This is a genomic window from Halobacteriovorax vibrionivorans, from assembly GCF_003346865.1.
Lineage (GTDB): Bacteria > Bdellovibrionota > Bacteriovoracia > Bacteriovoracales > Bacteriovoracaceae > Halobacteriovorax_A > Halobacteriovorax_A vibrionivorans.
Genome location: NZ_QDKL01000001.1, coordinates 304236 through 325447, shown reverse-complemented (window position 1 = coordinate 325447; position 21212 = coordinate 304236). Strand labels below are relative to the sequence as shown.

Genomic DNA, 21212 nt, shown 5'->3' with positions numbered 1-21212 from the left:
AGGTTGTCAATTTGGTTATTTCTCTTTGGCATCTTCGCTTCTACATATATGGGACTCTTTGTTACTTACAATACAACGGGTATTGATGAGAGTATGAATGAGCTTCTTGATCAAGACGTCTACTCATATTTTAAAAATGTGAAGTACTTTAAAATGTCTGATAAGCAAGGACGTTATCATTTAGATGCTGCTGAGGTTTCACAAAATTTAACAACCAATGTTTTGATTCTAACAGAGCCGAGTGGGGTTCTAATAAACGACTATCAGTCGCAGCCGATGTATTACGATGCCTACACAGGTGTAATCAATGTTAATAAGAAGTATCTTTCTTTAAGAGGAAATGTCATCTTAAGAGATCCAAATATTCGTATCGAGTCTGACTCAATGACATATTCTGATAATTCCCAAATGGTAAATTTTCAAGGAAATGCAAAATCATCATCTAAGAATTTCGATGCTGCTTATGAAATTGAAGTTGGCGCAGATAATCTTTCATACAATCTCTCAAATGAGTTAGTTAGATATGATGGAAATGTAAAAGGAAAGGTAAGTCGAACGAGGGCCTATGAAGATGATATCAAATTTGAGGCCAACTCGATTGTCGTCGATAAGAGCAAGCGCAATGCCAATTTGAGTGGAAATGTAAAATTTCTTAAATCTCAACTAGTTGCAAGTGCTCGAAATGGCGAAATCTACCTAGATAATTATAACAAAAAGCTCAAGTATTATGCACTTTATGACGATGTGGTTATTGAGGAAACTGTTTCTCCTAAAGGACAGCCACCTTTCAAAAGGAAGGCTTTCAGTGAGAGACTCGAGGGATTTATGGCAGAAGAAAAAATCGTTCTGCTAGGTCTTCCAAGGGTTTATCAAAAGAAAGACTTATTGAGAGGTAACACAATTGTTCTTAGGCGAGACATCGAAACCATTGAAGTTGATGATGCTAATACGAATTTTAAAATAAGGTAATAGCATGTCAGAAGAAATAGCACAGTTATCAGCTCATGGTTTAAAGAAAGTTTACGGCGGACGAGAAGTCGTTAAAGGCGTAAGCATCGATGTTAAGCAAGGAGAAGTTGTCGGTTTACTCGGCCCAAACGGTGCTGGAAAGACAACATCGTTTTACATGATGGTTGGGCTCGTTAAAGCAGATGAGGGTAGTATTGATCTCTCAGGTGAAGACTTAACGGAGCAGCCAATTCATATTAGGGCCCTAAAAGGTGTTGGATATCTTCCTCAGGAAGCTAGCATCTTTAGAGATTTATCGGTTGAGGCCAATATTTACTCGGTACTTGAAAACCGAGACTTACCAAGGGCCAAGAAGAAGACACTTCTTGATAACTTGATAAGCGACTTTGGTCTTGGACATATCCGTAAGTCTCTCGGTTCAGCTCTTTCCGGTGGGGAAAGAAGAAGAGTTGAGATCGCACGAACACTGGCATTAGAGCCAAAGTTTGTCCTTCTCGATGAACCTTTCGCTGGAGTTGACCCGTTAGCCGTTAATGACATTCAAACTGTTATTAACAGCTTAAAAACGAGGAATATTGGAGTCCTCATTACCGACCACAACGTTAGAGAAACACTTGGAGTAGTTGATCGCGCGTTTATTATGAGTAGTGGAGAATTACTTGTAAGTGGGACACCGGAAGATATTGTAAACGATGAAAGAGCACGGAAGTTCTATCTTGGTGAAGAATTTAAAATGTAGCTAGACCAATAAACTAAAGTAGAGGTCTGGTTACGAAATGAATAAGGAACCACTATGGCCACTAAACTTTCACAAAGTCTAAATCAGTCTCAACAACTCGTGATGACGCCGCAACTTCAGCAGGCGATTAAACTACTCACATTAAGTCACTTAGAAATGACAGATGTTATTGCTAAGGAGATGGTTGAAAATCCGATGCTAGAAGAAGTTTCCCATGGTGAGGGAGATTACAAACTAGATAAGTTAGAGAATCAATCTAAAGAAGCAAAGGCCGACGATTTTAAAGAAGAGGCCATGATGAGTAGTGGTGACGATATCGACTGGCAAAAGTATGTCGATAGTTACAACTCAACTACATATGAACCAAATATGGCAACACCATCTCTTAGTCCAGATGATATGCCTAATTATGAAAATATGGTTTCCAAAGGTGCTTCACTAGCTGAGCACTTAGAGTGGCAGCTACGTATGGAAGACCTTAACGATGTGGAAATTGATTTTGCAATTGAGATCATCGGAAATATTAATGATGATGGTTATCTCTCATGTAAGTTTGATGAACTAATTGAGACTTCAAACCTTGAGCGTGAAGAGTGTTTGGGAATGCTGGAGCTTGTGCAAAGACTTGATCCTGTAGGATGTGGTGCTCAAGACCTTGTTGATTGTCTTCTTGCTCAGGCGCGTATCGCTGAAGAGCGTTCACCTTTACTAGAAAAACTTATTCGTTTTCATTTAACGAATCTTAAAAATAGAGATTATAAGAAAATTACAGCTGATACTGGTGTTGCAGAAGAGCAGATTATTGAAACAGCAAAACTACTTCATAATTTTCATCCAAAGCCAGGAAGACTTGTTGGTGGGGGAGAAACTCATTATGTAACTCCTGATGTTTACGTAGTTGAAATCGGTGGAGAATTCGTTGTTCAGGTTAATGACGACGGTGTACCAAGATTAAGAATTTCTAAAATGTATCAGGATATGCTTAATCAAGCAGAATCCCTACAGAATAAAGAAGCTAAAGAATTTGTGGAAGAAAAACTTAAGTCGGCTTTATGGCTAATTAAGTCTATAAATAAGAGACAGAGAACAATTGACCAAGTGGCAAAATCAATTGTGAAAAAACAGCAGCAGTTCTTTAAAAAAGGACCTAAGCATTTAAAGCCAATGGTTCTAAAAGATGTTGCCAATGAATTAGGAGTTCATGAGTCGACAGTTTCACGTGCTACTTCAAATAAGTATATGCACACACCAATTGGAATGTTTGAATTAAAGTATTTTTTCAACGCTGGAATTGGTGGAGATAAAGGTGGAGTGGATGCCGTAGGTGAAGTTGTTAAGCTTAAAATCAAAGAGCTTGTAGACAATGAGAATCCAAAGAAGCCTCTATCAGATCAGAAGATTGCCGACCTTTTGAGTCAAGAGGAGATGAAAGTAGCAAGACGTACAGTCGCTAAGTACCGAGAAAGTCTTGGCATTTTGTCGTCGTCAAAAAGAAAAGTAAAATAGCTCGATATTTTGGAAAAACAGCCGATAGGTCAGTTCCAAGATACTTTATATCATAGAGGAGAATGTATTTTATGAAAGTTACAGTAAGTTTTAGACACCTTGAGCATACGCCAGCACTTGATGAGAGAATCCACGAAAAGTCAGAGAAGATTGCAAAATATCTGGACGGTAATCTCCATTTGAAGTGGAGCTGTGAAGTAAGAGATGGTCGCGAGCACTATGCTGAAATTGAGGTTCTAGGGCCAGGGTTTGACTTCCATGCTGAAGCTCATTCGGAAAACCTCTACAAAACAATTGACCTAGCAGTTGCTAAAATTGAAAAGCAAGTGCAGAAGAAAAAAGAGAAAATGCGTAATCGCAAAAAGATGCCTCATAAAGATATCGAGATCCTTGATCCAGAGAGTGCTTGGCTTGAGCACGAGCCTGATATTGATGATATGGCATCTTAAACTTATTTCTTAAGTAAAATTAATATCTAAAATAAGGCCTTCTAATAAAAAAGAAGGCCTTTGTCTTTTGTTGCTCTTCTTGCTAAGCTTCTCGCCTTAGAAAGGAGACCTTATGAAATTCTTAATTTCATTTTTATTAATTTTTAATACTTTTGCTTATGAAGAAATCTCTTCACACACTAACTTTTATAAGAAAGTAACTCACTATGCTTTAAAGAATAAAGTCGCTCCAAGTGACATTCTTGTCATCTACGATATTGATAATACTTTACTGCGTTTTAAAACGAGTTTTGCTAGTGATCAGTGGTTTAACTGGCAAAAAGATCAGATAAAAAAAGGATGCCCAAAACACTGTATCGCAAAATCTGTTGGGGGAGTGCTTCAGTACTCGTATAATGCGACTTTCTTGTCACGTATGTTACTTGTCGAAAAAGAGATCCCATCGCTTATCAGAAGCCTTCAGGAAGCTAATTATGGGGTTGTTGCTCTAACATCACGTGGGCCAGTTAATCATCCAGCAACAATTCGTGAACTGAATCGAAATGGCGTTGATTTTGATAAGAGGAATGCACCGAAATGGCCATTTTCTACTAAGCTGAATGGGCGAAAGGTTCGTTATGCAGATGGTGTCTTCTTAACGTCAGGGTTAAACAAAGGTGAGATGCTTACTTATCTTATTAATCGACCTAATTTAAAAAAGAAGTATAAAGCGATTTTCTTCTTAGATGATCGATTAAAGCATGTGAAGCATATGGATAAGTGGTTTAAGGGAAAGCTTGATGTTAATTCATATCGATTAACAACGACAGATAAAATCGTTAAGGCTTTCGAAGAGTCTGATAAGAAAGAAGTAATAAGAGTTGGTGAAGAATTTAAAGCATTGATGAAAGATTTAAATTAAAAAAAAAGCCTTCTTAGAAGGCTTTTTAATATGATCTTGTCGTACAAAAAGTATTCATTCCAATTGTTGTACATTCAGTTTTTCCTGAACTTCTGCTTGTGCGAAAACTACCATCCCAGCTGTCTTGATCATGTTGTCTCATTGTAAGATAAGCAGATAGTGATGTTCTTTCTTGTTCAGAGAGATAAATGCTTTCTCCATTTTCAACTGCTCTTGATAACTCTTTAAAGTCGATATCGGCATCCTCTCTAATTGTGAGCATTCGCATACTTAATTTAACGGGATATCTTCTCTCATCCCAATTCTCTTTTATATGTCTTTTATTTGCTTTCTTATATCGCTTTCCATCTGATGATTTAATTGCGAATAGTCCAAATTTAAAGATTACACCTTTTTCATTTCGCATTTCATAGTTATCCACATGCCAATACTTTAATCCATCGCTTCCAATAATAAGACCTTGGTCTTCATCAAAGTAAGATCCAGCTTGGTCAAAAGGAGCAAGTTTTGTTGGAAAGATACCTGCCTGTGCGCTTGAAATAGAAATTAGCATGATAAGAAATATACCAAAGATTGATTTCATTTATTTCCCCCTATCGAAATATGAACAATCTATATCGTCGGGGGAGTGATGCTGTCTAGAGACAAAATGACACTACTAATTAATTGTAGAACTCGCGCATAAAGTCTTTAATAATCTTTTGTTCAACTGTTCCTTTTGTGCGAAAAGGGGCCGTGATTCTTACATTTAACTCAATTTCTTCCTTTGAATTAAAAGTAATTTGAACTCTTGGCTTTAAAAGAGGGGTTTCAAGGTGAGACTTTGTAAATAGCTTATTAAGAGCTCTTTGGGCCACTTCAAAATACTCTGAACAATAGAAGTCTGCTCTTTCAAGGAGTATTTGCTCTGCTTTTTCCCAATCATCATGAGGATCTAATATTATATTAAAGCTATGAAGAACATAGCTTTTTAAGAATGTTTCATTTGTTACCTTACAGCTTAGAAATACTGAATTTGGGATAATGATGGAGCGTCCCGTAAAATTATGAGAGTTCTTATTTGGCCCAAATTCTAAAAGAGTCGTTGTAAAAAGATCGCGATCGATAACGCTTCCTCTTCTTCCATCGACTTCGATAGCATCACCAATTATGAAGCCACCAGAGAAAGTTTTATAGATTCCACCAATTAAATTAAGGGAGAATTCCTTTGTAATAAGGACGATAGCAACAAGAACAGCAGCGAGTGAAAAGGCCAAGTTTTTAATCTCTGCCGAATATATATACAGTGCAATAAAAGCAAATAAAATTGTTAGAGAGATATTTGTATTAACAACATAACGTCTTTTCTGCTCTGTAGAAACTGACTTTGTCTTCTTTAGTACAAAAGAGACAAAGTGATTAATAAAATAGAAAAGAATAATCAGTAATACTAAATATACTGACTTTTTAATTTCACCATTTGCATTAATAAAAATATTCTCTAATTTCATAAGCTTAATTATAGTCTCAAATCCATAAATCCAGAATAACTATTTGCACAAAATTGCAAATGTTAAAGACATAGTTAATAACATAGTGATAAAATTAATCAACCTGAAAATCATTTATAAGTAATCAAAAATAAAGGACTTTTGTTCATATGCTTAACGTTTCCAATATTTCAAAAATTCAAAGTAGTGAAACTCTCTATTCAGGAGGAAGTTTTCAAATAAATCCAGGTGAAAAAGTTGGTCTCGTCGGTCCAAATGGAGCTGGTAAAACAACACTATTTCGAATGATTATTGGAGAAGAAAAGCCAGATGAAGGACAAGTGTCATTTCCCGATAAATTACGTTGGGCCTATTTTTCACAAAAAGTAGGTGAGCTTGCGGGCCAAACAGCTCTTGAAGTTGTTATGTCTGGAGATGATAAAATTTCAAAATTAGGTGAAAAACTTAAGGTTTTTGAAGATAAATTGGCCGATTGCGCCAATATGAGTGATGACGAAATGAATGATGTCCTCATGAAAATGGGTGATGTTCAATCAGAGTTTGAAAAAAGAGGTGGTTATGACCTCGAAACTCGTGCTGAAGAAGTTCTGACAGGACTGGGGATTATGCCAGAAGATCACGGGAAGATGATTGAAGACTTCTCTGGTGGTTGGAAAATGAGAATCGCCCTTGCGCGAGTTCTTGTGATAAGTCCTGATCTTATTATCATGGATGAGCCGACAAACTATCTTGATATGGAGTCGATTCTTTGGCTTGAAGATTGGCTTAAGACTTTTGAAGGGGGAATCTTTATGACGACCCACGATCGCGACTTCATGAATAATGTTTGTAATAAAATTATTGAGATCGCTCATAAGAGAATTACCACATACTCGGGAAATTATGAGTTCTACGAAAAAGAAAGAGATATTAGAAGAGAGCAATTAATCGCTCAAGCTTCAAGGCAAGCTGATATGTTGGCCAAAGAAGAAGAATTTATTGCAAAGTTTAAGGCCCGCGCCTCTCATGCGGCACAAGTACAATCTCGTGTAAAAAAATTAGATAAAATTGATCGTATTGAAGTTCCTGCTGAAGAAGAAAGCATAAGCTTTCAATTTCCAACACCTCCGCGAGGTGGAGATGATGTTGTTATTATTAAGGACCTTGCAAAGTCTTGGCCTTTAAGTGAAGGAGCGCAACACGATGTCTTTGATGGCCTTTCAGTAACTGTTAAAAGAACAAATAAAATTGCCGTTGTGGGTGTTAATGGCGCAGGTAAGTCAACGTTATTAAAATGTATCACTGGCCATACAGACGCAACAAAAGGAATTGTTAGCATTGGCCCAAGTATTAAACTTGGCTACTTTTCACAATATTCACTAGAGGTATTAAATCCTGAATCATCAGTTTTTGATGAAGTAAGAAAGGATCTACCAACAGCTAGTGATGGATATATTAGAAACCTTCTTGCGGCATTCTTATTTCGCGGGCAAGACGTTGATAAGAAAGTTAAGTATCTTTCTGGAGGAGAGAAGTCGCGACTTGTTCTTGCAACTCTTCTTTCACAAAATAATAATTTTCTGGTTCTCGATGAGCCAACAAACCATTTAGATATTAAATCGAGAGAAGTCCTCTTAGATGCTCTTAAGAGATATGAAGGGACGATAATGTTTGTTTCCCATGATAGACACTTTTTGAGTGAGTTGGCCGAACAGGTTTACGAAGTCGATAAAGGTGAAGTAAGAATTTTTCCTGGGAACTATAAAGAATATTTGGAAAGGATTTAAATATGATTCACTTAGTTAATACTGAAGCACAGTATTTAATTCTATTTACAGTGCTCTTAATATTGCCAAAGCTTTTACTGAGGTTTCAGATCCCAATAGGGATTTCTTCGATTGCATTGGGTGTCGGAGCTGGATTAGGACTGGGGTGGTTTAGAGGAGATGAGCTTCTTCTTATGCTATCTCGTCTTGGTATTACTTCTTTATTTCTCTTTGCTGGTTTTGAAGTTGAAATAGAAGAGCTAAAGCAAAATTGGAAGGAGTTATTTTTAGGAGTAACTCAAATGTTAGCAATTACGCTTTTAGTTGCTTTTGGAATTTCTCTTTACTTTGAAATTGCCTTTAGGCCTGCGACTTTAATTGCTCTTGGTATTATGACGCCATCGACAGGCTTTATTTTAAACTCTCTAAAAAATTATGGATTCTCAGAAGGTCAAGAGTATTGGATTCGTTCAAAGGCCATCTCTAAAGAAATTGCAGCGATCTTATTACTCTTTGTTACATTGCAGTCTGAAAGCCTTGTGAACCTTGGAAGTTCAACAATGGTTCTTATTGCACTAAGTGTTTTCTTACCATTAGCATATAAATTATTCTTCAAGTATATAGCGCCTTATGCAAAAGACTCAGAAGTTGGTTTCCTTATTCTTACAGCTCTTATCTGTGGTGTAATTACAAAGAAGATTGGAACTTATTATCTTGTTGGTGCATTTATCGTAGGATTTATTGCTTCAGAGTTTAAGCACTTTGGAAAATCGGATAAGTCAGAAGAGATCATTAAGAACTTACAAATGTTCTTCTCATTCTTTATCCCATTCTACTTCTTCAAAGCAGGGGTTAGTTTTACAAAAGACCTATTTAGTACTGAAGGATTAATCATTGGTTTAGTTTTCTTAGGAGTTTTTATTCCATTGAGAATTATCAATACATATTCAAATATGAACTTCTTTATGAAGGACTTTTGGCCTGATCGTAAGGAAATTACTATGTCACTTCTTCCAACTCTTATCTTTGGTCTTGTTATGGCCCAAATTTCAAGAGAAAGATTTGATATACCACTAGAGATCGTTTCGGGGCTTGTTATTTATACACTAGTTGCAAGTGTAATCCCTGCGTTTATGTTTAAGAAAGTTCCACCTGAGAACTTCTAAAAATACAATGTTGCGCCTAGGATAACTTGATGGTTTTCCGGGCGCTCACCACTTGGCTCAGTGCTATCATCAAAGACAAACTCAAGACCTAGTTCAACTTGACCATATCGGTAAATATAAGAGGCAAGATAATAGGACATTTCGTAGTCTTCATAATTAACTTCATCAGAATTTTGCCAATTATAGCCGATCATTAATTGATGTCTCTTTGTGATATTCCAACCAATTAATCCCTCAAAGTCATCAGTTCTAATAAAGTTTCCATCCACTAGCTCAAGATCCTTTGCATCAGCATAATTAAATGCTGTAAAAAATTCTTTATAGATGTATCTTGCTCCAACTGAAACCGATGTCTCGCTAATATCTTTTCCTGTGCTATCTGTAATGAGATTAATTGCAGCTGCACCAAGAATGATATTCTTTGTGATATAGCGAATAGAAGCTGCAATACTATGTTCTAAGACGAGCTGGCCAATAACATTGCCAGCAGAGTCGGTTATATCTGTTGACTCATCTCCTGTTAGTTTTGCTTGGGCCCCCAAGTGAATATTTCCTAGCTTATAACGTAGTTGGACTAGATCGACTCCACGAGACGTTCCAATAACTTCACCATTTGAAGTATAAGTTGAAGAGGCAAATGCACCTGTCACCATAAAGATATCTGTTAGGCCAGATATGTCGTACCAGACAGACCAGTTCTTTCCAATCGTTGCCTCAAAGTCTCCCTTGGATAAGGAGAGGTAAGTTAGTCTTGTTGAAAATGGCCGGTCGCTAGTATTATCTACTTGAAAACGACCGGTCGTATTAGGAATTTCCTGAACGCTTTGGCTCGTATTGCTGGTATTGATTCCAAACTCAGCACGAAGACCAGTGGTGAACCCCTCGAGTAGGTCATCTCTCTCATATTTGAACCCAAAACGAGAGGAGTTATTATTTAGCGACTGAACTCCCGCTTGGCCAATAGCGGCCATTGAAAGCTTTCCGTATAGACTAAAATTTCCACCAAGGTCTTTGGCCTGAATTATTTTAGGAGTAAATAGAATGGATATTATAAAAAGATATTTTTGAATATACCCCACAAAACCCTCACTAAAATTAGTCTAATTTAATAGTAAAAGGGTTTTGTGTGGTTTTTTAACTTAAGAAAAGTAAATTCTTAGTGCTGTACGCCACCTACACCGTGAGCGTGACCGTGAGCAACTTCTTCATCAGTTGCCTCTCTAACTTCAGTGATTTCAATATCAAAAGTTAGATCTTGTCCTGCAAGAGGGTGATTACCGTCAAGAGTAACCTCTTCACCTTGTAGTTCGACGATTGTAAATGGAGGTAGACCTTGATCTTGGTTTACTTGGAATACGTCTCCAATATTTAATTGAGCGTCAGCTGGAAATTGTGACTTTTGAACTTTAATAATTAGTTCGTCATTCTTATTTCCGTAAGCATCTGCTGCTGCTACGTCAATTTTTGCTTTTTCTCCAACTGCCATTCCAATAACCTTTTCTTCTAGTCCTGGAATAATTTGTCCAACACCTTCAAGAAAAAGAAGTGGACCATGTTCAGAAGAAGTATCTAAAACTTCATTGTTTGAGTTCGTTAATGTGTAGTTAAATCCGATAACTTTTGGCATAATAAGCCCTCATGTTGTTAGTGTTTATTAATAAAAAAGAGTATAAAGTCTCAGCCTAACAATGTATTTGATAGAAGGCAAATAAAGAATGAGTGAATTAGATAATGTAAAATACATCGAAAAAATCAATGGATTCCTTGAGGAAACAATCCAATTGGTAAAACGTTTACCTGATTTAAACGCCGCAGCACTGGCCGATATTGCAGATAATATTAAGGCTTTGCGCGACGAGTCGCTAAATTGTAAGGAAGATGATTTACCTGGAATTATCCAGCAGATGAATTTATTGAATCAATTGGCCGAGCGTTACGAACAGCACCAAAGTATGCCAAGCCTGGAATCTCCATTCTTTGGTCACTTTAAAATTGAGCAAAATGGAAAGTTAAAAGACTTCCTTATTGGACACGTACCATTTTCACATAAAGAGCTAAAGTTTAAGATTATTGACTGGAAGAAATCACCAATGGCGAGAATCTTCTATCAATATGGACAAGGTGATGACTTTGACTTTGATCTCGATGATCGAGTTATCGAAGGACGTATTTTAGAGAAGGCCATCTTAACTGTTAGAGATGGACAACTGGTACGAGTTGACCGAGAAGGGGACTCATTTGTTTATCGTGATAATAAATGGATGTCCCTAAATGAAACAGTTAAAAAACTTGCTGGAGGAGAAGGGAGTGCAAATCAGTCCCTTGGTAGTGGGCGTACTGGATTTGATGGGCCAGAAGTAATCTCACTCCTAGATAAAACTCAATATGACCTTGTTAATCAAAGTGTGAATAAGCCACTTCTAATTACGGGGGGAGCAGGTAGTGGTAAGACTACAGTTGCTCTTTATAGGATTGCAAAACTTTGTCGTGAAGATGGAATTCGCCAACAAGATGTAATGGTTATTGTTCCAAACCAAGGACTTGTTAAGCTTTCAAAGAAGCTTCTAATTGAGTCTAATCTTGAAAATGTAAGAGTCTCTACTCTTGATGATCTTATTAAAAAGATTATTTTTCAAAATATAAGAAATATACCTAAGAAGATTGAATATAATCCGATGGATTCAATTGCCACTGTAAAAAGAAATCCTAAGCTTCTTAGTTTAATTGATGAATATCTTGAAAAGAAAGAAGAAGGAATTCGAGCAAAACTTAAAGATCGTGACCTTGAATTTTTCGATAATCAAGATGGCCCTCTTTATTTAAAACTTAAGAGAGTTAGTGAGAAGACTCATGATTCGATCTTAAAAGTAGAATTAAGAAAGTTATTAAAGAGCTTTAAAAATGTACGAGAAGAGTTATTAAATATCTTTTCAGACTATAGTCTAATGGAAAAACTTCCTGAGATGACTAATCGTCAAGTAACGTCACATATGCTTAAGGACTTAAAGTTTTATACTGCAAAACAAATTCAGTTAATGGACTCTGATAGTGATTACGTTAGTAAAGAGTCTCGTGATAGTGAAGTCACCGGATTTGTGGATAAGTACGATCTATCACTTTATAATTATTTAATTGTAAAACAATTTGGACATTTAAAGTATTTTGGCCGTGAATTTAAATTCTATAAGCATATCTTTTTAGACGAAGCACAAGAACTTTCACAAAGTGAACTTAAGCTACTTGGTCAAATTAAACATCGTGATGGAAATTTCACAATCGCTGGAGATAGTGTTCAGCAGATTGATCGCACTTTTGAATTCACTTCATGGCACGATGTCTGTCATAACCTTGAATTAGATGTCGATGATATTCAAGTTGAAGAACTCAATGTTTCTTACCGTTCACCAAAAGAGATCGTCTCTTTCGCTCATCATGTACTAGGTCCACTTGCCCCTAAGCAATTACCTGATTCAAAGCGAGATGGTGGACCAATTGTTGAAACATCTGTTCAACATTTGGAACATGCGGCGATGCTAGTGAGTAGTGCTCTTATTGAACTAATGAATCGCGAACCGAAGGCCTCTGTTGCCATTATTTGTGCTAAGGAGAGTGTGGCGCGAGAACTGTATCGAGAAATTGAAGAGGTCGGAAGTGTTCGACTTGTTTTAGATGAGAACTTCTCACTGAAGCCTGGGATTGAAGTCACAACAGTAGAACAAATCCGAGGACTCGAATTTGATTATGTCATCATTCCAGATTGCGATAAGGAAAACTATCCAATTGATAACACTGCTCGTAAACGTCTACATTTAGCAGCGACACGTGCAATCCACCAATTATGGTTACTATATAAGGATAAGTCTCTTATTGCTTAAGTAAGAGACTATAGAGGAAGAAGTTTGAAAAATTTTGGATACGTAATTCTAGGCTATATGTCCTTAGTCGCTCTAAGCTTTATTGATAATGGACGTGGGGCCGTTTATCCAGAACTACTTCGCTTCTTTTCAATTGGGCCTGATAAGGGCTCATTAATCTTTTCTCTAATGTCTATTACCTCTGTTCTAGCATACCTATCAACTTCTCTTTGGCTACCTAGGCTAGGGCCTGTTGTCTCAACTCGAGTTGCTATGATCATGATGGCAATTGGAACATATGGTATTGGTGCAGGAGGAGACTTTCAAAACTTCGACTTAAGTTTAGTCTTTGGAGCCTTAGCTGGTTTTGGATTTGGAATTACTGGTATCACGATGAATTTTATGGTTGATTCGGGAGCACCACCTTTTCAAAAAAGGCGATTCTTATCGGGGCTACATGGAGCTTATGGGCTTTCTTCGCTCCTTGCCCCACAATTATTATCACTATTTCTTTATGTTAATCTTAGTTGGATTCACTATTTTAAATTTTTAGCAATTCCTTGTGCTATTGTTTTGATTTATTCATTTTTTACTCATGATAGTCATCATCAAGATATAAAAGAAAACCACGGTACAATGAAGGATGCATTTTTCATGAATCTCTTAATTGGCCTGTTTGCTGGTTGTTACGTAGCCTCGGAGATTATGGTTTCTTCTAGAATTAAGTATTATCTTGTAGAGGCCCATGGATTTAGTGAATACGTAGCAAATAATTATCTTTCTTATTTCTTTCTCTTTCTTATGATTGGGCGATTAGGATTCGCATTTTTTAGGATTGAATTAGAATCGAAAAAGTTAATTATTATCTCTTTAGTTTCGACATTAATTTGTTTTAGCTTAGGTGAGATACATCAAATATTTTATGCAATGACAGGGCTGTTTATGTCGTTTTGTTTCCCTGTCATTGTCGATTGGATTTCAAATTCATTTCCAAAAAAGAACCATGTCGTCCTTGGTAGTACCATGAGTTATATTGGAGTAGGAATTGCAATCATGCACTTTATCTTTGGTGCAATCGCTGAGCGCTTTGGTGCTGGCAACGCTTTCTACCTCTTTTATCTCTTAAATATTGGCTCTATAGTTTCATTTTTCATAGCGATGAGTCTTGTTAAAAGATATCATCAAAATGAGAGTTTATAAGAGAGATAATAGCTTCTAGGCATCGTTCCATAGTACTCGACGTTTTCGTAATTCTTATCAAGAATATTTAAAACTTTAAAAGAAAAGTTTTTATAATGATAAGTGAAATTACCTACAACATAGGACGGTAGCTCTCCACCAACATCTTTTCTCTTTCCAACGTATTGCCAATTATTAATCAGTCTTTGATTTTTACTTATTTGATAACCAAGAACTAAGCTTCCTAATTGTTTTGGTGTTCTTAATAAATCAGAATCATCTGTTTCATTCTTTGCACGTTGAAAAGTTAGAGATGTCTTTATATTAAAACTATTTTTAAATTCTATTGAATGATTTAATTCAATCCCTTGAATTTGAGATTTTGCTATATTGTCATAACCAAAAGCAGTAGTATCGTAATCAATTTGATTTTTAAGATCATAGTTAAATATAGCGGCCTCAAATTGAGACATTATCGTATTGTAGCTAAAGATAAACTCAGTATTTATACTATCTGTTGGTTTTAAATCATCAACTTGGTTGGCCAGTTGATAAAGTGTAGGAAGTTTAAATCCTTGTGAAATATGTGCCTTTAAAGAGGTCTCATTATTTATTCGATAACCTGCACCTGCGCTACCTATTACGTTTGAATTATTAGACTGTATTGATGAGAAGTCATCAAATCGCAGTCCAAGATCGTAAAACCATTTCTCAAGACTTAAGTTTGCTGCAGTGTAAACTGAGTATAATTCACTTTGAGAATTCTCAACTTCGTCTTCTTGCTTTGTGTACTCAACTCCAGAAAGTAGGCTTAGGTTTTGAGTGTGCTTATACTTAATATCAAGTTTAGCTTGTATTTCATTACCTTTATATAATGGCGTAAAGCTATTCGTAGGGTCTTCTCTCTTAATATGTGAATAACGAATACTTGGAGTTATCGTTAATTTTTCATCTTCAGAAAAATAATTAAACCCTAGGTAATGATTTGATTGAAGGTATTCATTAAGATCGTTTTCAACGACATCGATTGGACCATACGGTGGAGTGGATTCAAAACCATCAATTTCTACTTCTGAGTCAAGAAGTTGACCTTGATAATTAAGTTCTAATTGTTCGTTTAAAAGATAGCTTAAATTAAGATTGAGGTTTAAGTTCTTAAATGAATCATCTTCTGCATTTTCGATTCTATCTTCATTGACAGCAGAGTAGCCATCACTTGAGAGGTAACTCGCACTTAATCCATAATTGAGCTTATCAGAGTTGCCGCTGCTCTGAAGGCCAGCTTTAACTGTATTTAAACTTCCGTATTCAAGATTTAATGAATTGTTCTTATGTCCTTTCTTTGTATTAATCTTTAGAACACCACCAACAGCGTTTGATCCATAGAGTATCGACTGACTTCCTTTTAAGATCTCAATGCTTTCGATATTTTCGAGCAAAAGATTATTCACTTGAAAAGAGTTATTAATATCAGTTGGATCAACAAGCTCGATATTATCGATAATAACTTTAGAAAAACCTGTTGGTAGTCCTCTTAAGTTAAAACTTGCGATTGATCCAAGTCCTCCTGTTTGGGGTATGAATACTGATGACCTACCTTGTAAAAGCTCTTGCAAGGTCGTTGCTCCAGAGTCTTCAATTTCTTGGGCGGTAATGACAGTCACATCGCTAGTTATTTTTTCTTTTGATGTTTCAAGCTTTGAGGCCTTGATAAAAATGTCAGCATGAATTGGTAATGAAACTATAGATAATAGAATAAGTGGCGTTCTTATGATCTTCCTCCGAGATATAAAGTTTAAAAAACAGGGATCGGACTTTAACCGTTGCGGGACAGTCTCTGAATTTCACAGAGTTCACCTTGTCGAATTTTTCAATTCATGAATTTTCACAGGAGGCTCATTGTCTGTCAAGAAGAGCTTGAAGACAATGGGCCATAAGATAGAAATTATATATTGTGATAGTACTGAGAATTGACGACATTTTTATAAGTTTTAGGATCTTTCTCTTTTAAGTCTGAGAGAATAATCATATCTGGTGCATCTAAATCATTTGTATGTGTATGAACTTGATACTTAAATAACCAATTAAATAATTTACGATGCTCTAGATACACGATTGTCTCACAGGCAATTAGTAATATCGGCGCTATTAAAAATGAGTTACATAAGAATAACTCAAAAAATAAGATATTAATTACAAGTGGTGCTGCAATTACGGCCGATAATGGAATGAACAAATTTAATAGAAACATTGTCCCAAGTACAATTTCAAGTGATTTAATCATGTAGTAAAGATAACCAGTTTCTTGCAGAGAATTAATAAAGGAAAGGGCCTCAGGTGTAAATTGTGACTCTGTTAATAGCCCTAGACCTGGAGTAACTCCTCCTAGAAGTAGAACCGTTCCCATAACAATTCGAGCACCAACAAAGAGAAACTTCCTTCTTTTACTTTCTGACTTCATAAAACCTCCAAAAGTGATCACCATTGATTATATGACCCAAGAGGCAAGCAAGTATGGAGGTAATGTTAAAATAAATTCAAGTTAAGAGAAAACTTCTTGAATACTAAACGCTTCTTATCTTACAGATAAAATAACCATCTTTTTCAACAACAATATTTTTTGAAAATGGAATGCGGATTCGAAAAAGTGGATCGTAAATCACAAAAGTATCTAGTCGCTGATTACTCTGTTGAAGATATTGTGAAATATCACTTATTTCTTTACCAAGTAACCTTTGATCCTCTTCGTTTTGTACCGAAGTTAGAATTGTTCTCGACTGGTCTTGTTCCATTAACTCAGTATATGCAATACCTTTAAGAGGAGTTTCAACTTTTAGGGAATTCAGTAGAGGGGTTGTTTCAATGAAGTGGCCATCTCGAGACCCACAATAGAATTCAAATCCCTGTTGGACAAATTTCTCTAAGACCTTTTTACTTAACTCATCTTGATAGAGTCGTACTAATTTTAAACCTAAGTATCGAGCTTGTAGCTGGAGTACTTCTTCGGGGATTCCTGTATGACCTAATTCATTACCTTCTTTATTAAGAAGACAAAGAAGAATAATTTCATCCTTTTTATGTGATTCTAATAGTTTCTTTAATGTTGCAAGAGAGGTTAAACCACCGCTCCAAAATAGTACTTTCTTATTTTTCATCAATTACTCTTAAGTCCAATTAATATGTGAATAATCCCTATAGGTTTATTTTTACCTCACAAACATGGACATGTTCAATGGAATAAAATTTTCTCAATGATTCTTCTGGAGGAGAAATGAATATGGAACCACTTAATAATTCAAATAATCAGACCCTATCTTTTCGAAATCTGTCCTTGGACCCAAAAAATCGAGTAGCCTATGTTGATGAAAGAAAGGTAGAGCTGACAAAAACCGAGTGTAAGATCCTATTTTTTCTTCTCGATGGTGGCAAAAGAGTCTATCCGAGGGAGCAACTAGTTAAATTTATATGGGGAGATGTAGATGTGGCAAATAAAACTGTCAATACCCACCTCACACACCTAAGACATAAAACAAAAGGTGTTGATTTCAGGATTCGTATAAATCGCAACAACCAAATTTGCTTACACGATCTGTAATGTATTGAATTTATAGCCATTTTTCATATCTGTAGGAAATAATATTTCTATGATTAGGATAATTGTTTAGACATTTCCTATCTATAAGTTGTTAATTTTTTCGCCTCCCATTAACCTAATTTATTGAAGGGGGAGGAGTTAAAAATATGACATTTATTATCCAGAATGATTGGGTAGGATTTAGAAACCTGAGGATTAACCACAAAGAGGAGAAGGTTTATGTTGGAGATAATGAGGTAGCTTTAACAAAAACAGAGTATAAGGTTCTCTACTTTTTAATCTCAGGGGGAAAGAGAATTTACAAATTAGAAGAATTAGTAATGGGAGCGTGGGGACCTGTCGTTGTGACCAATAAAACGATAAATACGCATCTCTCTCATATTCGAGCAAAGATCGAGGGAGTCGACTTTAAGCTCAAGATTAATCGTAACGGCCAAGTCTGTATTAATGACTTATAAATAATTCATGCCAAGGCCTTTCTTCTTTAATTTCTTCCAGTTACAGCTATAATTGGCCCTTAACTGGAAGAGCAAATGAAGAAACTAAATTTAGAAAATTCTAATCAAAGAGATATATTGGGGGCCCAATTATGGGAACTCGATATCTCATTTGATAAGAGTATTTTTTCAAATTGTTTAGATCAGCTAAATCAGGAATTAGAAAATAAGAATTTATTAGTTCGACCAAAGGTTTGGCTTAGTGATGATTGGTTTTGTCCTGATTCTATCTCTGGAATTGCGATACCATTTACTCTAATGCACCCACGTTTAATAGCATTAGAAAGACAGTACATCGGTCATGTCGAAGGTGAAACTCGTGACTGGTTTATGAAGCTTATGCGACACGAATGTGGGCATGTTATGGATAATGCCTACTTTTTAAAAGATGAGCAAAGAAGAAAGAGTATCTTTGGTGATCATGATAAACGTTATCCAAATTCATATATTCCTAAAGTTTTCTCTAAGAATTATGTATATCACTTAGAAGATCATTATGCTCAGGCCCATCCTGAGGAAGACTTTGCAGAAACATTTGCAACCTGGCTAACTCCAAGATCAAATTGGAGAAATATATATGAAAACTGGCCAGCTCTAACAAAGCTTAAATACGTTGATTCTCAAATGAAGAGTTTACGCGGTAAGAAGCCAAATGTCGTTTGTTATAAAGAAGTCGACTCGATAGAGGAGAGCACCTTAACTGTAGCAGAGTATCTTCAGCTTAAGAAGAAGAGACTACGTAAGCAGTCTTTAACGAGACGAAGTCTTAAGCATATTGAGTCATACTTAAATGATAATTCAACAACTGGAACAGATTTAAGAGTTGTTCTAAAAAATAATCGCCAGAAGTTAATTAGAAACATCGCCTTGAAGACTAATACATATCAATATAAAATAGATTCTGTTGTTAAAGATTTGGAGAATATCACTTCGGTTAAGAAGCTATATATTCCAAATGAAAGAGGAACTCAAAACTTAGAGAAACTTTTGCTAAGTCATACTAAAAAGTTTTTCACTGAGGGCCGCGACAGGATTATCATGTGAGTAAAAAGAAAGTTCTCGTACTTGTCCATTCAGATCTAATTCCACCTCAAGATATTTCTAAGGAGGAGGAAGCACGGGAAGATTTTGAATATAAGCCTTGGATTACTGAATACAATGTTATTAAGACTTTAAAGAGTCTTGGTCATAACGTAAAAGTCGTAGGTCTTTATTCTGACTTAATGCCTCTTAGAGAGGCCATCGATGAATTCAAACCAAATATTGTTTTTAATCTACTTGAGGAATTCAATGGTAACGTTCTCTTTGATCAAAATGTGGTTTCCTACTTAGAGCTACTTAAGGTTAAGTATACAGGTAATAATCCAAGAGGCTTAATGATTGCACGTGACAAGGCAATGGCCAAGAAGCTTCTTTCATATCACCGAATAAAAACACCACAATTTCAAGTCTTTAAAAATCGTAAAAAAACGAAGCTTTCTAAGAAGTTGAAGTTCCCACTAATCGTTAAGTGCTTATACCAAGATGCTTCATTAGGAATTAGTGGAGCTTCAATTGTAAAAAGTGAAGAGAAGGCACTTGAACGTATTAAGTATCTCATGGATAAATACGAAGAAGAGGTCATTGTTGAAGAATTTATCGAAGGTCGTGAATTCTTTGTGGGAGTTATCGGTAATAAACGATTAACGATTCTACCAATTCTTGAACTTCGTTTTAACAAAGTTGATAAGCCTGAACTTGAACTCTATTCAGAGAAGGCCAAATGGAATATGAAGTATCGCAAATCAAAAGGTATCGATATTGAGTTAGCAGATATTCCTAAAGAAGTTAAAGAGCGAATAATAAAAATCTGTAAGCGAACATATAAAGTTCTTGAGTTAAATGGCTATGCTAGGATTGATTTACGTGTTGATGAAAATGGGATCCCATATATTATTGAGGCCAATCCAAATCCAAATATCGCCATGAAAGATGAGTTTGCGATGGCTGCAGAGTCAGCTGGGATAAGCTATAAAAAGTTAATAACGAAACTAGTTAATTAGTTTGAGTTAGGAAGATTGAGCTTTTCGTACTGAGTCTTTAATTGTCCACAAGCTGCTAAAATATCATCGCCCTTTGTTTCTCGTACCGTACAGGTTAGTCCCGCTGCTTGTAGTGATCTTTGAAACCATTCAATGTGTTCATCACTTGGTCTCTTGAACTTACTTTCTGGGTACTCATTAAAAGGGATAATATTAATTTTTGATTCTTTTTTAGGCAGATTTTCAATGAGGCCATCAATATCTTCTTGAGTATCATTTAGATCTTTAATGAGTAAGTACTCGTACATGATACGTCGAGAGTTTTTAACAGGAATTGTTTTCAATGCCTCAAGTAGGCCATCAACTTGGTAGCGCTTATTAATTGGCATAAGCTCAGAGCGTAGGTTATTTCTAATTGCATGTAGTGAAATGGCAACATTCACATCCGGTAGCTCTTCCCATTGCTTAATCTTGGGTACTAATCCTGATGTTGAGATAGTTACCTTGTGCTTACTAAGGGCAATTCCTAAAGGATCAGTTAAGAGGTAGCAGGCCTTTTTAACATTTTCAAAATTATGAAGAGGCTCACCTTGGCCCATAAAAACAATATTTGAGATTTGATAATCTTTATCTACATTCTCGCGCATCCAGCTTGATACAGTTAAGTATTGACCGACAATTTCAGCTGTCGTCAGATGTCTTGTAAGGCCCTGGGTGGCAGTATGACAAAAGGTGCAGCCAATTGCACAGCCAACTTGTGATGAGATACAAAGAGTTGATCGTAGTCGCTTGTCATTTTCACTTTCGATCAAAACAGCTTCAATTGAATTCTTATCTTTAAGACCTAGGAGAAACTTTCTCGTCCCATCTTTTGACAGGCCTTGCCATAATACTTTGAGTAAAGAAAGGTCATATTCCTTAGCTTTTTCACGTACCACTCTTGGCGCATGCTCCCATGTATCAGGGTTGAAATTTAACTTTTTATAGACCCACTTTCCCATGATTTTTGCTTCATCATATGGGAAACTTTCTAAAGTTAAATTATATAAGCTATCTTTTGTCATAATGCATAATTAACCAATTGCATTGGGCCAGTCAATC

At 36.0% G+C, this 21212-nt stretch carries 21 protein-coding genes and 1 riboswitch; of the genes, 13 read left to right on the top strand and 8 right to left on the bottom strand.

What is annotated here, in order from left to right; translation table 11 throughout:
• The first annotated feature begins 3 nt into the window (after window positions 1–3).
• From DAY19_RS01635 to DAY19_RS01615, 5 genes are all read left to right on the top strand, one after another.
• Complete coding sequence (locus tag DAY19_RS01635) at window positions 4–969, top strand: LptA/OstA family protein (RefSeq protein ID WP_114705443.1); 966 nt, start codon at window positions 4–6, stop codon at window positions 967–969.
• Between the two features lie 4 nt (window positions 970–973).
• Window positions 974–1708 (top strand): LPS export ABC transporter ATP-binding protein, encoded by a 735-nt coding sequence (gene lptB / locus DAY19_RS01630; RefSeq protein WP_114705442.1) that lies wholly within the window; start codon window positions 974–976, stop codon window positions 1706–1708.
• Window positions 1709–1762: 54 nt separating this feature from the next.
• Window positions 1763–3214, top strand: coding sequence for an RNA polymerase factor sigma-54 (gene rpoN, locus DAY19_RS01625; protein WP_114705441.1), 1452 nt, complete (start codon window positions 1763–1765; stop codon window positions 3212–3214).
• A 71-nt stretch (window positions 3215–3285) separates the two neighbouring features.
• The gene (hpf, locus tag DAY19_RS01620) at window positions 3286–3663 is read left to right on the top strand and encodes a ribosome hibernation-promoting factor, HPF/YfiA family (RefSeq protein WP_158536735.1); all 378 of its coding nucleotides are present in this window, start codon (window positions 3286–3288) and stop codon (window positions 3661–3663) included.
• Between the two features lie 112 nt (window positions 3664–3775).
• Window positions 3776–4564 (top strand): DUF2608 domain-containing protein, encoded by a 789-nt coding sequence (locus DAY19_RS01615; protein WP_114705439.1) that lies wholly within the window; start codon window positions 3776–3778, stop codon window positions 4562–4564.
• Window positions 4565–4589: 25 nt separating this feature from the next.
• On the opposite strand, the gene DAY19_RS01610 is transcribed toward DAY19_RS01615, so the two are convergent.
• Both DAY19_RS01610 and DAY19_RS01605 read right to left on the bottom strand, forming a co-directional pair.
• Complete coding sequence (locus DAY19_RS01610; protein ID WP_114705438.1) at window positions 4590–5147, bottom strand: hypothetical protein; 558 nt, start codon at window positions 5145–5147, stop codon at window positions 4590–4592.
• 79 nt (window positions 5148–5226) lie between these two features.
• Entirely contained in the window at window positions 5227–6054 is an 828-nt protein-coding gene (locus tag DAY19_RS01605) for a mechanosensitive ion channel family protein (protein WP_114705437.1), read from the bottom strand.
• A 149-nt stretch (window positions 6055–6203) separates the two neighbouring features.
• Here DAY19_RS01605 and DAY19_RS01600 point away from each other — a divergent pair, with 149 nt between their 5' ends.
• Together DAY19_RS01600 and DAY19_RS01595 are read left to right on the top strand one after the other, a co-directional pair.
• Window positions 6204–7820 carry an ABC-F family ATP-binding cassette domain-containing protein gene (locus DAY19_RS01600; RefSeq protein WP_114705436.1) on the top strand — a complete coding sequence of 539 codons (1617 nt, stop codon included), beginning with the start codon at window positions 6204–6206 and terminating at the stop codon, window positions 7818–7820.
• Window positions 7821–7822: 2 nt separating this feature from the next.
• On the top strand, window positions 7823–8965 hold the full coding sequence (locus tag DAY19_RS01595) for a cation:proton antiporter (RefSeq protein ID WP_114705435.1): 1143 nt from the start codon (window positions 7823–7825) through the stop codon (window positions 8963–8965).
• Here the strand turns inward: DAY19_RS01595 and DAY19_RS01590 are convergent.
• Both DAY19_RS01590 and DAY19_RS01585 read right to left on the bottom strand, forming a co-directional pair.
• Complete coding sequence (locus DAY19_RS01590) at window positions 8962–10044, bottom strand: porin (RefSeq protein ID WP_114705434.1); 1083 nt, start codon at window positions 10042–10044, stop codon at window positions 8962–8964. The genes DAY19_RS01595 and DAY19_RS01590 overlap by 4 nt on opposite strands.
• Window positions 10045–10121: 77 nt before the next feature.
• Window positions 10122–10592, bottom strand: coding sequence for an FKBP-type peptidyl-prolyl cis-trans isomerase (locus tag DAY19_RS01585; protein WP_199506598.1), 471 nt, complete (start codon window positions 10590–10592; stop codon window positions 10122–10124).
• 88 nt (window positions 10593–10680) lie between these two features.
• On the opposite strand from DAY19_RS01585, the gene DAY19_RS01580 reads away from it, so the two are divergent.
• Window positions 10681–12840 (top strand): UvrD-helicase domain-containing protein, encoded by a 2160-nt coding sequence (locus tag DAY19_RS01580; RefSeq protein WP_114705432.1) that lies wholly within the window; start codon window positions 10681–10683, stop codon window positions 12838–12840.
• 24 nt (window positions 12841–12864) lie between these two features.
• On the top strand, window positions 12865–14019 hold the full coding sequence (locus DAY19_RS01575; protein WP_114705431.1) for an MFS transporter: 1155 nt from the start codon (window positions 12865–12867) through the stop codon (window positions 14017–14019).
• Here the strand turns inward: DAY19_RS01575 and DAY19_RS15120 are convergent.
• The 3 genes from DAY19_RS15120 to DAY19_RS01555 all read right to left on the bottom strand — a co-directional run bounded on the left by DAY19_RS15120 (window position 14001) and on the right by DAY19_RS01555 (window position 17153).
• Window positions 14001–15674 (bottom strand): TonB-dependent receptor plug domain-containing protein, encoded by a 1674-nt coding sequence (locus DAY19_RS15120; protein ID WP_255509251.1) that lies wholly within the window; start codon window positions 15672–15674, stop codon window positions 14001–14003. The two genes, DAY19_RS01575 and DAY19_RS15120, sit on opposite strands and share 19 nt — an antisense overlap.
• 119 nt (window positions 15675–15793) lie before the next feature.
• Window positions 15794–15872: riboswitch (adenosylcobalamin-variant (AdoCbl-variant) riboswitch) on the bottom strand.
• 71 nt (window positions 15873–15943) lie between these two features.
• Window positions 15944–16459, bottom strand: coding sequence for a hypothetical protein (locus DAY19_RS01560; RefSeq protein ID WP_114705430.1), 516 nt, complete (start codon window positions 16457–16459; stop codon window positions 15944–15946).
• Window positions 16460–16562: 103 nt separating this feature from the next.
• A complete protein-coding gene (locus DAY19_RS01555) occupies window positions 16563–17153 on the bottom strand; it encodes an adenine nucleotide alpha hydrolase family protein (RefSeq protein WP_114705429.1) in 591 nt (196 codons plus the stop codon).
• A 116-nt stretch (window positions 17154–17269) separates the two neighbouring features.
• On the opposite strand from DAY19_RS01555, the gene DAY19_RS15505 reads away from it, so the two are divergent.
• The 4 genes from DAY19_RS15505 to DAY19_RS01535 all read left to right on the top strand — a co-directional run bounded on the left by DAY19_RS15505 (window position 17270) and on the right by DAY19_RS01535 (window position 20132).
• Window positions 17270–17593, top strand: coding sequence for a winged helix-turn-helix domain-containing protein (locus DAY19_RS15505; protein ID WP_114705428.1), 324 nt, complete (start codon window positions 17270–17272; stop codon window positions 17591–17593).
• Between the two features lie 146 nt (window positions 17594–17739).
• Window positions 17740–18051 (top strand): winged helix-turn-helix domain-containing protein, encoded by a 312-nt coding sequence (locus DAY19_RS01545; protein WP_114705427.1) that lies wholly within the window; start codon window positions 17740–17742, stop codon window positions 18049–18051.
• Between the two features lie 75 nt (window positions 18052–18126).
• On the top strand, window positions 18127–19134 hold the full coding sequence (locus tag DAY19_RS01540) for a putative zinc-binding metallopeptidase (protein WP_114705426.1): 1008 nt from the start codon (window positions 18127–18129) through the stop codon (window positions 19132–19134).
• Window positions 19131–20132: a D-alanine--D-alanine ligase family protein gene (locus DAY19_RS01535; RefSeq protein WP_114705425.1), complete on the top strand. Its 1002-nt coding sequence runs from the start codon at window positions 19131–19133 to the stop codon at window positions 20130–20132. The genes DAY19_RS01540 and DAY19_RS01535 overlap by 4 nt, the downstream gene beginning before the upstream one ends.
• Here the strand turns inward: DAY19_RS01535 and rlmN are convergent.
• Complete coding sequence (gene rlmN, locus DAY19_RS01530; RefSeq protein WP_114705424.1) at window positions 20129–21175, bottom strand: 23S rRNA (adenine(2503)-C(2))-methyltransferase RlmN; 1047 nt, start codon at window positions 21173–21175, stop codon at window positions 20129–20131. The genes DAY19_RS01535 and rlmN overlap by 4 nt on opposite strands.
• Window positions 21176–21212: the final 37 nt, after the last annotated feature.

Excerpts from the sequence above, each read along its gene's own strand:
- DAY19_RS15505 (WP_114705428.1), top strand. The coding sequence starts at position 17,270 with ATGAATATGGAACCACTTAATAATTCAAATAATCAGACCCTATCTTTT.
- rlmN (WP_114705424.1), bottom strand. The coding sequence starts at position 21,175 with ATGACAAAAGATAGCTTATATAATTTAACTTTAGAAAGTTTCCCATAT.
- rpoN (WP_114705441.1), top strand. The coding sequence starts at position 1,763 with ATGGCCACTAAACTTTCACAAAGTCTAAATCAGTCTCAACAACTCGTG.
- DAY19_RS01555 (WP_114705429.1), bottom strand. The coding sequence starts at position 17,153 with ATGAAAAATAAGAAAGTACTATTTTGGAGCGGTGGTTTAACCTCTCTT.
- DAY19_RS01615 (WP_114705439.1), top strand. The coding sequence starts at position 3,776 with ATGAAATTCTTAATTTCATTTTTATTAATTTTTAATACTTTTGCTTAT.
- hpf (WP_158536735.1), top strand. The coding sequence starts at position 3,286 with ATGAAAGTTACAGTAAGTTTTAGACACCTTGAGCATACGCCAGCACTT.
- DAY19_RS01610 (WP_114705438.1), bottom strand. The coding sequence starts at position 5,147 with ATGAAATCAATCTTTGGTATATTTCTTATCATGCTAATTTCTATTTCA.
- DAY19_RS01585 (WP_199506598.1), bottom strand. The coding sequence starts at position 10,592 with ATGCCAAAAGTTATCGGATTTAACTACACATTAACGAACTCAAACAAT.
- DAY19_RS01540 (WP_114705426.1), top strand. The coding sequence starts at position 18,127 with ATGAAGAAACTAAATTTAGAAAATTCTAATCAAAGAGATATATTGGGG.
- DAY19_RS01605 (WP_114705437.1), bottom strand. The coding sequence starts at position 6,054 with ATGAAATTAGAGAATATTTTTATTAATGCAAATGGTGAAATTAAAAAG.
- lptB (WP_114705442.1), top strand. The coding sequence starts at position 974 with ATGTCAGAAGAAATAGCACAGTTATCAGCTCATGGTTTAAAGAAAGTT.
- DAY19_RS01560 (WP_114705430.1), bottom strand. The coding sequence starts at position 16,459 with ATGAAGTCAGAAAGTAAAAGAAGGAAGTTTCTCTTTGTTGGTGCTCGA.
- DAY19_RS01595 (WP_114705435.1), top strand. The coding sequence starts at position 7,823 with ATGATTCACTTAGTTAATACTGAAGCACAGTATTTAATTCTATTTACA.
- DAY19_RS01600 (WP_114705436.1), top strand. The coding sequence starts at position 6,204 with ATGCTTAACGTTTCCAATATTTCAAAAATTCAAAGTAGTGAAACTCTC.
- DAY19_RS01580 (WP_114705432.1), top strand. The coding sequence starts at position 10,681 with ATGAGTGAATTAGATAATGTAAAATACATCGAAAAAATCAATGGATTC.
- DAY19_RS01545 (WP_114705427.1), top strand. The coding sequence starts at position 17,740 with ATGACATTTATTATCCAGAATGATTGGGTAGGATTTAGAAACCTGAGG.